Source organism: Coprococcus sp. OM06-34AC (assembly GCF_003462545.1).
GTDB classification, from domain to species: Bacteria; Bacillota; Clostridia; order Lachnospirales; family Lachnospiraceae; genus Coprococcus; species Coprococcus aceti.
In genome coordinates, this window is the sequence record NZ_QTZF01000002.1 from 18,909 (window position 1) to 33,002 (window position 14,094).

9 protein-coding genes are annotated in these 14,094 nt (G+C 44.5%); 2 read left to right on the forward strand and 7 right to left on the reverse strand.

Annotated features, from left to right (window positions below; all coding sequences use genetic code 11):
* Positions 1-42 precede the first annotated feature (42 nt).
* The 5 genes from DXB91_RS03380 to malQ form a co-directional block, all read right to left on the reverse strand.
* Positions 43-1,347, reverse strand: coding sequence for an extracellular solute-binding protein (locus tag DXB91_RS03380; RefSeq protein ID WP_022215948.1), 1,305 nt, complete (start codon positions 1,345-1,347; stop codon positions 43-45).
* A gap of 611 nt (positions 1,348-1,958) precedes the next feature.
* Positions 1,959-3,671, reverse strand: coding sequence for a sensor histidine kinase (locus DXB91_RS03385; RefSeq protein WP_118016814.1), 1,713 nt, complete (start codon positions 3,669-3,671; stop codon positions 1,959-1,961).
* A gap of 58 nt (positions 3,672-3,729) precedes the next feature.
* The gene (locus tag DXB91_RS03390; RefSeq protein ID WP_118016815.1) at positions 3,730-5,247 is read right to left on the reverse strand and encodes a response regulator transcription factor; all 1,518 of its coding nucleotides are present in this window, start codon (positions 5,245-5,247) and stop codon (positions 3,730-3,732) included.
* Between the two features lie 172 nt (positions 5,248-5,419).
* Positions 5,420-7,669, reverse strand: coding sequence for a glycogen/starch/alpha-glucan phosphorylase (locus DXB91_RS14360; protein WP_119201403.1), 2,250 nt, complete (start codon positions 7,667-7,669; stop codon positions 5,420-5,422).
* A gap of 117 nt (positions 7,670-7,786) precedes the next feature.
* Positions 7,787-9,280 carry a 4-alpha-glucanotransferase gene (gene malQ / locus DXB91_RS14365; RefSeq protein WP_243003505.1) on the reverse strand — a complete coding sequence of 498 codons (1,494 nt, stop codon included), beginning with the start codon at positions 9,278-9,280 and terminating at the stop codon, positions 7,787-7,789.
* Positions 9,281-9,451: 171 nt separating this feature from the next.
* Here malQ and DXB91_RS03400 point away from each other — a divergent pair, with 171 nt between their 5' ends.
* Positions 9,452-10,339: an AraC family transcriptional regulator gene (locus DXB91_RS03400; RefSeq protein ID WP_055223552.1), complete on the forward strand. Its 888-nt coding sequence runs from the start codon at positions 9,452-9,454 to the stop codon at positions 10,337-10,339.
* 18 nt (positions 10,340-10,357) lie between these two features.
* On the opposite strand, the gene DXB91_RS03405 is transcribed toward DXB91_RS03400, so the two are convergent.
* On the reverse strand, positions 10,358-11,836 hold the full coding sequence (locus DXB91_RS03405; RefSeq protein ID WP_118016816.1) for a C69 family dipeptidase: 1,479 nt from the start codon (positions 11,834-11,836) through the stop codon (positions 10,358-10,360).
* 3 nt (positions 11,837-11,839) lie between these two features.
* Positions 11,840-12,412 carry a VanZ family protein gene (locus DXB91_RS03410; RefSeq protein ID WP_118016817.1) on the reverse strand — a complete coding sequence of 191 codons (573 nt, stop codon included), beginning with the start codon at positions 12,410-12,412 and terminating at the stop codon, positions 11,840-11,842.
* Positions 12,413-12,804: 392 nt separating this feature from the next.
* Between DXB91_RS03410 and DXB91_RS03415 the strand changes: the two genes are divergently transcribed.
* Positions 12,805-13,908, forward strand: coding sequence for an endonuclease/exonuclease/phosphatase family protein (locus tag DXB91_RS03415; protein WP_118016818.1), 1,104 nt, complete (start codon positions 12,805-12,807; stop codon positions 13,906-13,908).
* The last annotated feature ends 186 nt before the right edge of the window (positions 13,909-14,094 follow it).

A 14,094-nucleotide genomic window follows, 5' to 3' on the forward strand; every position in this document is an offset into this window, starting at 1 on the left:
GATGAATGGAGCACCTGTTTTTGAAATATATAACTAGTATTTTTACTGTGCTACATCAGTGTTAAGTGATGTGTTGAATGACTCTGTCATATCTGCTGCGTTGTCGTGTGTAACCTCACCATTTACGAGAGACTTACCAAAGTTTTCTGCTGGTGTCCAGTAGTTGCTCATCTTAGGAACAAATGGCTGGATGAATGCTGTTGTATCGAATGTTGCATTCTGAGCTGTTACAAGTGCATCGCCCTTAACTGCATCGCTCTCAAGAAGGCTTGTGTTACATGGAACGATGTTTCTTGCTGTGTAGTGTGACTCCTGTGATGCCTCATTTCCAAGGTAGAGTGCAAGTGCAACTGCAACCTGTGGATACTCACAGTTAGGATTTACAGCGATTGCCTTTGATCCTGCAAATGAGAGGAGCTGCTTGTCCGCACCGCCGATCTTGGCTGTTGGCATAACTGCGATTCCGAGATCATCTCCAAGTGCATCGTGTAATGCTGCGTAGTCCCATGAGCCTGAGAACATTGCTGATATTGAACCATCTGTCATACCTGAGATACCAACACCTGACTCATCGTTTACAAAGTTCTTGTTGTTTACAAGATCTACCAGGTAGTCTGTAACAGCCTTGCCGTTGTCACCACCGAAGTTGATTCCTGCATCATTGTCTGTACCATCACCGAATAATGTTCCGCCATTTGCAAGGTAGAATGCTGCGATGTACCATGAGTTTGAGAGTGGGAATGAAACCTTACCCTTCTCAAGCATTGTGTCAAGGCTCTTTACATCATCCTCTGTAAATGTCTTCTTGTTGTAGTACATAAACCATGTATTTGTTGTAAATGGCACACCATAGATACCTCCATCAACTGTGATAGAATCTACGATCGCCTGTGAATTTGTTGACTTAACATAATCTGCTGTGCTTCCGCCGAGCTCTGAGATAGCACCTGCATCGATCAGAGTCTGTAACTGGTCATTTGCGAACATGTATACATCTGCTGACGCTGAAACATCCTGTGTAACAGTCTTTCCAGCATCACCCTCACTACATGTACCATACTCAAATGTGATATCCCAGTTTGGATGCTCTTTCTTGAATGCCTCACATGTTGTCTGTAACCACTCGCCGTAATCAGGTGACTGATCCTCAGCTGGTCCCCAAACTGTAAGTGTTGTCTTGATCGCCTCTTCCTCTGAAGCTGCCTCTGTTGCATCTGTAGCCTCTGATGCATCACTCTTTGCTGCTGCTGTTGTTGACTCGTCCTTTCCTGAATCTCCACATCCTGCCAGCATTGACATTCCCATTACACCCGCAAGTGCAACTGCTGCAAATCTCTTAACTCTCATAACCGTTCCTCCTTAAAAATATAGTTTTGATTGAATGTTTTTAACACCTTTGCAGTACCTTTACCTTATGTCATTATTATAAGAAAACGTTTCCAATCCGTATATATCAATGATTTTAGAAACATGTTGGATTTTTTAGATATGTTGTTTTTTTGATGGGCGGGCGTGTGCCGCGGAGATCCGCCACTGTATATGCCGCCGTAGCACGCTTGTCTGCCCGCCCTTCGACTGGCTTCTATCTGCACTGCGCTCTGCCCGCGATAAGGGCGCTGCGGGCGCCGCTCCGGCAAGAAACGTCGAAGAGCAGGCGACTGTGCTACCGCTCCGACCGCATATACAGTGGCGGATCTCCTATATCACACGGACGGCTATATAAGATATACCCTGATTTAGCCAAAAGAATGTTAGCAATGTTATTATGTCTCTCATATATAGATTTTATTACATATATAGATTTTGTTTTATTTTTCGCCGATAACTGGTTTTGTTATTATAAAGTATAAAAAAATGTACCTTTTGAGCTTTAATAAGCTTCAAAAGGTACATCCTCTCTTCGTATTCTCGCCTTTTCGTAGAATTTCTATGAAAAGGTATAATTTTTGTATAATTTTCTAGTTTTCTACTCTCTTTGGGAAGTGGAGCATTACCTTCGTGCCGGCTCCTGGGGTGCTTTCGATCTTCACCGCGTACTTCTCTCCATAATATAGCTTGATCCTCTCGTTTACATTTGACACACCGTAGCCATTGGACGACTTCGACAGGATCAGGGCGGCCTGGGTCTTTGTCATTCCGATACCGTTGTCAGATACGGTAAAGTCAATGAAATCTCCATTCTCCTTTCCCTCTATGCGTATCTCTCCTCTGCCGTCAGTCTTGACGTCAATTCCATGCCCTATCGCATTTTCAAGCAGCGGCTGGAGTATCAGATTCAATGTTTCGTATTTTAAGATACTGTCATCTATGTCGTACACCACATCAAAGCTGTTGTCATGCATGGCAAGCTGGATATCAAGATACGACTTGATATTTGCTATCTCATCTTTGACAAGCAGGATGTTTTTTCCTTTGTTCAGGGCTGTCCTGTAGAATGTGGACAGAGACAAGGTGATCCGGCTTATGTCATCCTGCTCTGCCTCAAGAGCTTTCCAATTGATCATAGACAGAGAATTGTACAGGAAATGCGGATTGATCTGGGCCTGAAGTGCCCTCATCTCGTATTCTTTTTCCTTGATCTTGCTCTGATATACCTCATTGACAGTCTCATCAAGGCGCTTACTCATGCTGTTGTAGCCATTTATAAGATCACCAATCTCATCTGTACTGTCATTTTCTATAACCATGCCCAGATTTCCTGTCTCGGTGGCCTTCATAGTCTTCTGAAGATTTTTGATTCGCTTCGTTATAAATTCTGATACCATATTTATACATAATATACCTGCGAGCATACTTACCAGAAGTGCCGCCACCGCTATTATAAGTATCGGACGAACCGATGAGATTATAAGTTTGTTCGGTTTGTATACACATATGTTCCAGCCGGTCGCCTTGGACGTCTTATCTATGAACTGATACCCTGAATTTTCCATCTCTCTCAGAACATCGAATTTATCCACATCCAATTCATATGCTGACTGCTCATCGGCAAATGTATTCTTGTTGAATATCATATGTCCATACTCATCCTCTATGATAAGCCCATAATTATCAAACATTGTCTCTGTATAAAACGGTTGAAATACACTGTCATAATCCACGCCTACATACAAAACGCCCTTGGCACCTTTCTGCTCCAGCATAGCCATCCGGCTGACTGAAAATGCAGTTCGGCTTTCCAGATCAATATGCCAGTGTATATTGTTATCCAGATCATCATATGCATGCGTTCCATCCGCCAGATCTTTTAACGGTGCAACTGTTGACCCATGTTTCACATCACTGGCATCAGTATATATCGTGACCTGGTTTACATCCTCATGGAAATACATGATTGATGCCAGCAGAGGATCGATCACCGTACTGAACTGCTCATAATTCTGATATGCCGATTGATCTGCGCTCAGTATCTTTGCAATCGACTGGTTATACGATATATATTTAGAGAGGTTGTTATATATCTCCAATTCATTGTCCATGGAATCCGTGGTCTGGCTGACATAAGATTCCAAGATCGTTGTCTCCCGGGCCCACAGGATCTTTTTCATCTCCATATATGTTATACCCAGTATTATCATAACAGGCACAAGTCCGGCCAGCAGATAAATAACAACCATTTTGCCAGTCAGCTTCATATCACGAAATCTCTTCTTGACTCCACCTTTGTTCATCTACGATCCCCCTGCTTAACGAGTTCTGCAATCGTCCTTTTCCAAGTCTGCTGTATGTCTACTCACCGCCTGCAACACCGCTCTCCCTGAATTTCTGAGGGCTCACTCCATAAAACTCCCTGAAACTCGAGCAAAAATAGGATACATTCTGATAACCACACATCGCACCTATATCTACAATCTTCGCCATACTATTCTCAAGCATATCCCTTGCCCGCTCCATTCTGTATGACTTGATAAATTTGCTCAGGTTCTGTCCCGTCTCTTTCTTAAACACTGTGCTGAGATAACTTGGGGCAAGATATACCATATCCGCAAGCATATCTATGCCAAGCTCGCTCCCGTAATTTCTGTAAATATACTGCTTTACTATCTCCACTTCCTTATGTCCGGTCTGACTCTTGTCCTCAAAGCAGGCCGCCAGTCTGTCTATCGCAACCTCAACGAGACCTGTAAGGCTCTGAAAATCCGTCGTCATATACATCTTTTCAACATCTTTGTTAAGATCCGCCTCACTGGTCCCATCTATACTGCCATATATGTCCTTCAAAAGATTTGAGTAGAGAAACTTTATATATATCTGTGAACACTCATTCTTGTGCCTGTACTTTTCACAGAATTTGTCAAAATGTTCCCTGAGTGCCTCCACATCCTTCATCTTGATGTCCTGTTTCATCTGTTTCATGAGAGTGTCATCATCAAACTGGATCATTCCTGACGAATCGCTCTCCATATTTGGGTAGAACACCTTTATCTCCGGATGATAAAACTTATTGTCCATAAGCTCATCAAGCTCATCAACCTTCTGTTTCATGTCCTCAGGGTTCTCTATATCCGATGAAACCGCTATAAAGCATTCCTCATCGTAATCACTTTTAATTATCCTGGCAAGCTCCTGGGCCGTGTAAACCGCATCTGTTTCATCGCCCAGAAAAATAAGTTCCTGCTGTTGATTCAGATTGAGATATCTCTGTATTCCAAGTGCCAATATCTTCTCATTTTTCTTGAAATCTACATCTCGTCTTCCAAAGAAATCGTGATTAAATTCAACCAGCAGAATTCTCTTAAATCTGGCGAAATTCAGGTTCAGACCGTTGTACTCTCTGCGTATACTCTCTATATCTTCGCCATTTACAAGCATATATAGCGCATGCTCATAAAGGAATTCCATGCTCTTGCTCTTGAGCTCATCCGAGGCTTTAGCCGCCTCTAGCTCATCCACAACCTTCTCCAACGTCTCCTTAAACTCCTTCGGGTCGACCGGTTTCAATATATAATCCACAACTCCCAGCCTTATTGCTCTCTTTGCATAGTCAAATTCATTGCAGCCGCTGAATATCACACATCTCATTTTCTTCTTCTCATTTACCACATTGTCAATGAGTTCTATACCGTCCATGAAAGGCATCTTCACATCGGTGAGGAGGATATCATAATTCTCCTGACGCATCTTCTCCAATGCATCAAGACCGTTTACCGCCTCGTCGATATCAAATTCCATATTCAGCTTTTTCAGGAGGAATCTTATCCCGTTTCTCTCTATTCTCTCGTCATCAACGATCAGTATTCTATACATCTCTCCACCGCCTTCCTTTTTCTTGATGTGAACTGTTTTCGCATCACATTACAACTTTAGTATATTTAATTATAACCGACTTACTTCCTGTTCGCCACCAAAACCTAAATCAAAAGGGGACGGAGGTGCCTGACCCCTCCGTCCCCTGCTGTGAAATAAACTAAGTTTTATATTATAATCTCCAAATGTCCTTGTTGTACTCAGCGATGGTTCTGTCTGATGAGAAGAATCCAGCCTTGCTGATGTTGACAAGTGCCTTCTTTGCCCAAGTCTTACGGTCCTCGTAGTCTACAAGTACGCCTTCCTTGGTCTTGATATAATCCTCAACATCGAGGAGTGTCATGAACCAATCCTTTACGATAAGCTCGTTGTGAAGTCTCTCAAGGCTTTCCTTCTGTCCGATCTCAAGGAGTTCATCGCTCACGATAAAATCAACAAGCTGCTTGATCTCAGGCTGCTCGTAGTAATCCTTTGACACATAATCAGCCTTTGCATAGTGGTCGATGACTGCCTCGCTTGACTCGCCGAAGAAGTAAATGTTATCCTCGCCGACAAGCTCACCAATCTCAACATTTGCACCATCTCTTGTTCCGAGTGTAAGCGCGCCATTCAGCATGAACTTCATGTTTCCGGTACCTGATGCCTCCTTTGATGCAAGTGAGATCTGCTCTGAAATGTCACATGCAGGTATGATCTTTGCTGCCTTTGACACATTGTAGTTCTCGATCATGACAACCTTGAGGTATGGACTTACCTCTGGGTCATTATCGATGAGCTGCTGCAGGCAGAGGATGAGATGAATGATATCCTTTGCGATGGTGTATGCAGGAGCTGCCTTTGCGCCAAATATTACAGTCACAGGAGTCTTTGGAAGATTTCCTGCCTTGATATCGAAGTACTTGTGGATAACCCAGAGTGCGTTCATCTGCTGACGCTTGTACTCATGAAGTCTCTTAACCTGTATGTCAAAGATAGAATTCTCATCTATGTCAATGTTCTGTGTCTCCTTAAGGTAATCCTTGAGAACGACCTTGTTCTGCTTCTTGATATCCATGATCCTGCCAAGGACTGCATCATCATCATAGAACTTAGCGAGGTCACTCAGTTTCTCTGCATCCTTCTTGTAGCCGTCACCGATGAGCTCTGTGATATAAGCTGCAAGCTGCTCGTTGCAGTGGAGAAGCCATCTTCTGAATGTGATACCATTTGTCTTGTTGTTGAACTTCTCAGGATAGATCTTGTAGAAGTTGTTCAGCTCAGAATCCTTGAGGATCTCTGTGTGAAGGTATGCAACACCGTTTACACTGTGGCTATAATGTATATCGATGTGTGCCATGTGCACTCTCTGATCCTTGTCAATGATATATACGCTCTCATCCTTGTATCTGTTACGAACCTTCTCGTCCAGCTTCTTGATGATAGGAACAAGCTGTGGAACAACCTTCTCAAGGTAAGCAAGCGGCCACTTCTCAAGAGCCTCTGCAAGGATAGTGTGGTTGGTGTATGCGCACACCTCTGTCACGATCTCTGTAGCCTCGTCAAATGAGATGCCCTCGGCGGTAAGAAGTCTGATGAACTCAGGAATCACCATTGAAGGATGTGTATCATTGATCTGAACTGCTGCATAATCAGCCAGGTCGTGAAGATTTGAACCCTTTGCCTTAGCCTCATCAAGAATGAGCTTTGCACCATTTGCCACCATGAAATACTGCTGGTAGATACGGAGAAGATTTCCAGCCTCATCGCTGTCGTCCGGGTACAGGCAGAGTGTCAGGTTCTTTGCAATGTCTGTCTTGTCGAAGTTAATTCCACCCGGCTCCATGATGGACTCGTCAACGCTCTCGATATCGAAGAGGTGGAGCTTATTTGTTCTGTTCTCGTATCCGGTTACATCTATATCGTACATTCTTGACTGGACTTTCAGATTGCCAAATGTGATCGTGTTGGTAACGTCTGTCTTCTCGAGCCAGCTGTCTGCCTCAATCCAAGGATTTGCAGTCTCCTTCTGGTAGTTGTTCTCAAATACCTGCTTGAACAGACCCATGTGGTAATTAAGTCCAATTCCATCTCCGTGAAGTCCGAGGGTTGCCATGGAGTCGAGGAAACATGCTGCAAGTCTTCCAAGACCGCCATTTCCAAGTGATGGCTCCGGTTCAACCTCCTCTATGTCATAGATGCTCTTGCCATTCTCAGCAAGCACCTGTTTAACCTCGTCAAATACACCAAGGTTGATGAGATTGTTCGAGAGAAGCTTTCCTATGAGGAACTCTGCTGAGATGTAATAAACCTTCTTCTGTCCCTCCTCTGAAACCTTTCCGTCTGCGAGCTTCTTTGTCATATCAAGGAGTGCGAAGTATATCTCCTCATTTGTACAATCCTTGATCTCCTTGTTGTATTTCTTCATGCAAATGTCCTTTAACATAATATCCTCCTTACAAATATACGTCTTCACCCTGTTTGCTTGAACATCAGCTCATTCTGAGTCGCCTTCGGCGAGAGCTGATGCTACATGTCAAGTTTTCACAGAAAACTTGACACATTATCTTCCATACAGTCTGGTGAGATCCCTTAATTTATCTATATGTTCCTGTGTAAATTCCCATGTTGCGCCCTTGGTAAGCCTCCACTTCCAGTTGCCGCCAAGCGTTGATGGATAGTTCATTCTGGCACTGTTGTCCTTGCCCAGAATATCCTGCATCTGAAGTATGACCGTGTCCGCTGAGCTCATGTAAAGTGCATGTATCATCTTCTCTGCCACATCATCCAGGCTGTTCGCCATGAGGTACTTCATCATATATTCCTGAAGCTCCTCACTCTGTCCGCTGATATAACTTTTCAGCATATCATTATCGTGGGTTCCGATATACGCTACGTAGTTCTTTGCGTGATTGTGCGGCAGATATTCATTTGCCGTATTGCCGTCAAATGCAAATTCCAACACCTTCATGCCCGGATAACCGGATTCCTTCACCAGCTTCTGAACCTCTGGCACGACCACGCCGAGGTCCTCAGCTATAACCTTGGATGAGCCTATGGCACTGTCTATAGCATCGATGAGTTTCTTTCCCGGTCCCTGTCTGTAGTAGCCATCCTTCGGCTCGCCATTTGCCGGGATGCTGTAGTATCTGACTATTCCGATAAAATGATCTATACGGATCACGTCGTAGAGCTTTGCAGATGCAGCAATTCTCTTCTTCCACCACGCAAAATCATCCTTCTCCATGACATCCCAGTCATAAATCGGGTTACCCCACTTCTGTCCGTAGCTTGAGAACATGTCTGGTGGGCATCCTGCCACAACCGCCGGTGCAAGGCTTCCGGACAGCTGGAACTGGTCTGTGTTAGCCCACACATCAGCACTGTCCAGTGCCACATAGATTGGAATATCTCCAATGATGCTTATGCCGTTTCTGTTGGCATACTCTTTTAATGGCATCCACTGCTCGTAGAACTTGAACTGAAGGAATTTGTAGAATTCCACGTCTTCACCAAGCTTTTCTCTGTAAGCTGCCATAGCCTCCGGCTTTCTCTTCTTGATCGCCGGTTCCCACGCAAGCCATTCTCTATTGTTATGATCAGCCTTGATCGCCATATACAGCGCATAGTCATCTATCCACTGTTCATTTTCCTCTATGAAATCTACGTAATCCCTGCTGTCTTTGTGCTCTGATCTGCCAAATGCTTTTCTGAGAACTTCAAATCTCTGTCTGTATATTCTGGCGTAGTCGATCTCGTCATCACTGTCAGCCCATTTGTAGGATTCTACCTCCTCTTTCTTGAGAAGCCCTTCAGCTATCAATGTATCCAGATCGATAAAATACGGATTGCCCGCAAATGCTGAAAACGACTGATAAGGACTGTCACCGAAGCTTGTTGGTCCTATCGGAAGCACCTGCCAGTACTTCTGCCCTGCTCTTTTCAACATATCAACAAAATCATAAGCATCTCTTCCCATGGTTCCAATTCCATATGGTGATGGGAGGCTGCTTATCGGCAGGAGTATTCCTGCGCCACGCTCCAACGCTTTACTCATATATGATACCTCCTGAACAGTTCCTGTTATGGCTTGTATTTTATTAGCATTTCCCCTTTTATGCTTGCATTATATAAGCAATTAATTGTACAATTCTATCATCTTGATGATGTACAATATGTAAAAACTGTAAAAAATCGTCGAATTAACAAAAAGGAGGCACATGGTTATATGAACAGTCTTGAATACGAAAATCTTCTGGAGAATAAGACCCATGCGGACCCAATGTTTCCGTACAATACTTACCTGTGCTCCATACCACTTGACTTCAATTCTGTGTCTCTGCACTGGCATGAATTTATGGAGATTATCTATATCAAAAAAGGCAAGGGAAATGTGACTGTGGACTTCACAACTCACTATGTTGAGGAGGGTGACATAGTCATTATCCTGCCAGGACACATTCACGGAATCTCCCAGCACGAAGGCTATTCAATGGAATATGAGAATATTCTTTTCTCCGTCGACATGTTCAGATCCAGAAATCACGACTCACTGGACAGCGAGTTTTTCCTGCCTCTGCTGGCGGGCGACGTGGATATCAAGAGTATTTATGACAGGGACGATCCATTATATCCGTCTCTTTCCGCGTGTCTTAACAGGGTAGACAAGCTCTGCTCAGAGACGCCAAAGGGATACCACCTTGCACTTAAGGGATGCTATTTTGAATTCTTCTACATTCTCTATGCCAACTCCACCGCAAGGGATGAGGCAGACAGGAAGAACCGAGCCAGGGATCTGGAGAGAACAAAACTCATCCTCTCCTACATAGACGAAAATTACAAAGAGGCCATATCCATAACGGATATAGCCTCCTACTGTGGATTCTCTGAATCCCATTTTATGCGATTTTTCAAGAACACCATGGGGGTGTCATTTGTATCATATCTGAACGACTTCAGGCTGAATGTTGCCGCAAGACTTCTCTCCTCCAATGACGAGAGCATACTCTCCGTCGCGGAGAACTGCGGCTTCTTCAACCTGTCCTACTTCAACAGGATGTTTAAGAAGAAATACGGCATGACTCCGGGTAAATACAGGGATAATCATAACCTGTAAGCGGCCACTCATTGCCTACTACGCATCAGATCTTGAATACGAGTTCTTCATCTGATTGCTGAGTTCATAGAGAACCCTGCCAAGGGTTGCATTTGCCTCACGTCTCACCATGTCTGTGGTCTCCTGGTTGGCCTGCTGGCGGAGTTTCTCGCCCAATGGCTGTTCATTCATAATATCATCATATCTGTATATTATCTCATGTGCCTTGGACATGACTTTCTCCTCGTACCTTTCGATATGGAACACCGACTTCGCATAAGATGCATCCGCCATCGCCGCGATCATACGGCTGGTCCAGTAGAAGTTGTCCGTGGAAATATCCGCCCCTGTATTTGCTAGATACTCAGGAGTCGTGTCTACATTTGCATAGAAAGGAACCATGACATTGAATGCATTCGATGCAAATGCTATCCACTGTACAGCGCAGATCTCCTCTCCAACATATGGTCTCATCTGGATCGCCGACATGAAATCCGTCCTGTTCACACCTATCGATCTATATGCCCCGCGCATCTTATTGTCGCCGTAATTGCCGTACGGATCATACTGAGTTCCCTGATAATGCGAAGAAAGCACATACTTCACATCCTCCATGGTTATCTTCTTCTCTGGTATCATGCACCATGGAATGTCATCCGAAACCGGCGTAAAGTCCGCATCCGGTCCGTCCCAGACTGCCGAATTCGGGTTGAGCGTCCGCTCCATGAACCATGCCCTCGGGGTGTTGTACATGTGATCCGCATCGTCGTGACTGCCGAATATATCCCGTGGACAGATCGTGTCCTCCATATTCTCCACGTTCAGATGATACTTCTCTATAAATGCTGGAAGATCTGCCGAGCACATGAACTCGCTCTGCGCTCCCATTGCATCTGCCATATCAAATTCGTCCATACCAAACTGGTTTGGCATGACAACATACACATCATCAGGAACTTTTCTCGCAATCCAATGATGTCCTCCGATGGTCTCAAGCCACCAGATCTCGTCTACATCCTGAAATGCAATTCCGTTCATCTCATAGGTTCCATATCGTTCAAGCAGGCTGCCAAGCCTCTTCACGCCCTCTCTTGCGCTCTTTATATATGGAAGTGTAATGCTGACTATATCCTCCTCGCCGATACCTCCAGTCTTCTCAGGCTTATCTCCCTCCGCAGGCTCATAGCACACCAGTGGATCCGCGCCGAGCACTCTTGGATTTGAGGTTATGGTCTCCGTCGCCGTCATAGCCACATTTGCAGAATTCACTCCGCTTGCCGCCCAGATTCCTTCGCCCGCCAGCGCATTTGGAACACAGGTGTAACGCATCGGATCATCCGGAAGTTCAATCTCCACATGGGATATCTCCGACTTGTATATTCTTGGCTGCTCCTCCGGCTTCACAACCACATATTTCTTCGGCGTGTACGAACCGGCACCCGAATCGTCATTTCTCGCTATTATTGTTGAACCGTCATAAGACGCATTTTTTCCTACCAATATTGTTGTACATGGCATGATCTATTCCTCCATTTTTTTTATATTTTTCATCTTTTTTATAATTAAAAATATAATATATCCCGCAAGGCTTCCGAGGGTATTCATAACTACATCATCGAGCTGGCAGTAACCGCGCTCCGTTATAAGCTGAACCGTCTCTATGCAGACACTGCACAGAAATCCAAACAGTACAGTGCATTTGGACAACCTGTCTACCGCCCTGCCATCGCCATTCTTACTTCCAGCCACCGCAAGCGGGAAAAGCACGCCGAACGGCACAAAGAGCAATATATTCTCTATGACAAATGCGTGCTCCTGGGGCGTCACTCCCCACGTCTGAAACAGCGTCATGTCAATGCCTTGCCTTGAGCCCGGCTCTCTGGACAGGAACACAGTAACTGCCATCACCGCCAGATACACCACCAGCAGGAACCACACTATTGACTTCTTCACACGTCCGCCGGCACTGACCTTTTTTCCTGCAGGACTCACTGTATACACGAGATAAGTAACGACTGCTATGCACCCGCACAAAATACCTATCGGAAGGTAGCCCGCGACCTCCATTATATCTTTTATAATAAGTTCAAACATAAATTCCCCTCAAAAATTTATACTATACTATGTCTCGTTGCTCATTATATCATGATTCGCACCTACGGTGCTTTCCGTTGCTGTCGCAACTATCATGATCCAATTCGCCGCTCGCCAATCATGCAAGCATGTTGGCTCACTTGTGCTCATTATATCATACGTCTCACATATGCGCGATGACCTACGCCTCATCAGCATGCTACATTATATCATATGTCGTCATGTGTCATCACGATGACCTGCGCACGCATCAGCGTGCTACATTATACCACGATTCCCAACATGTGTCATTTTACACATTGTTTACACCCACCGCGTCTGATATACTTTACATGTCAGTCCAACTAACCATTTGGACGGGCTGAACAAATATAGAACAGGAAATATCCAACATGATAATAGCAAAAAAGATTCTAAAAATAACTTGTATCGTCCTCGGCGTAATCCTTGCGGCCGCCATAATATTTGTAGGAGTTCTCACTATAACAGAATACAAGCCAGACGATTCCGAATCCCTTGAGGTCACATCCGGAAGCACATTTGGCAAAAATGCAACCGACTCAGCCAAGCTTTCACCATCTGTCGGCGACTCCATATCCATCGTGACATGGAATCTCGGCTACGGATCCCTCGGTGCAAATGCTGACTTTTTCATGGACGGAGGAGACAGTGTGTACACTTCCACCGCAAAGCAGGTAAATGACAATATGGAGGCCATCACATCAGAGCTGAATTCACTTGCCGCTGACATCTTTCTTCTCCAGGAGGTCGATGAACGATCATCCAGAAGCCACAAGATAAACGAAGCCGATATTTTGAGGGAAAAGCTGCCGTCATACACAAGCTCATACGCCTACAACTACAAAACACTCATGGTTCCATATCCACTTCCACCGATCGGCAGAGTGACATCGGGGATAATGACTCTCAGCACATTTGAAGTATCGGATGCAGAAAGAATACAACTTCCATGTCCATTTACCTATCCGATCAGACTGTGCAACCTGAAAAGATGCCTGATCGTGTCCAGAATACCGATCGCCGGAAGTGAACACGAACTCGTCATAGTAAATCTACACCTGGAGGCTTATGACTCAGGCGAGGGCAAAGCCGCCCAGACCAGGATGCTCGCCGACATTCTCCAAAATGAGGCGGCAGCAGGGAACTACGTTATCGCAGGAGGCGACTTCAACCAGACATTTTCAAATGTGAATCTGTCCGCATACCCTCAGCAATCCGCTGACCTGTGGGCACCAGGGAGTATAGATGTATCTGAATTTGGAGATTCCTTCACCTGCATCACCGATTCCTCAGCTCCGACATGCCGATCCCTGGACAAACCATACGAAGGAAGCGACCACGAGAGTTTCCAATATTATGTCATCGACGGATTCATAGTATCGAGCAATTTGCAGATCAACTCCACAGAGACCATAGATCTGGATTTTAAAAACAGCGATCACAATCCGATAAGACTCGATGTTGCGTTGAAATAAACTATATTTTCAGTTGTTTTATGCATGTTATTTTAATTAACATTAATTGTGTATGGCTTTATGTTTAAAATACATTTTTCTCTTGATTTATGCCGTTTTTACATGTATTATGGCATTGTAAATGTTATAAATATTAACATTTGTTGCTAGTTTTGAATAATACTTCTAAGAATAATAGAGAATACT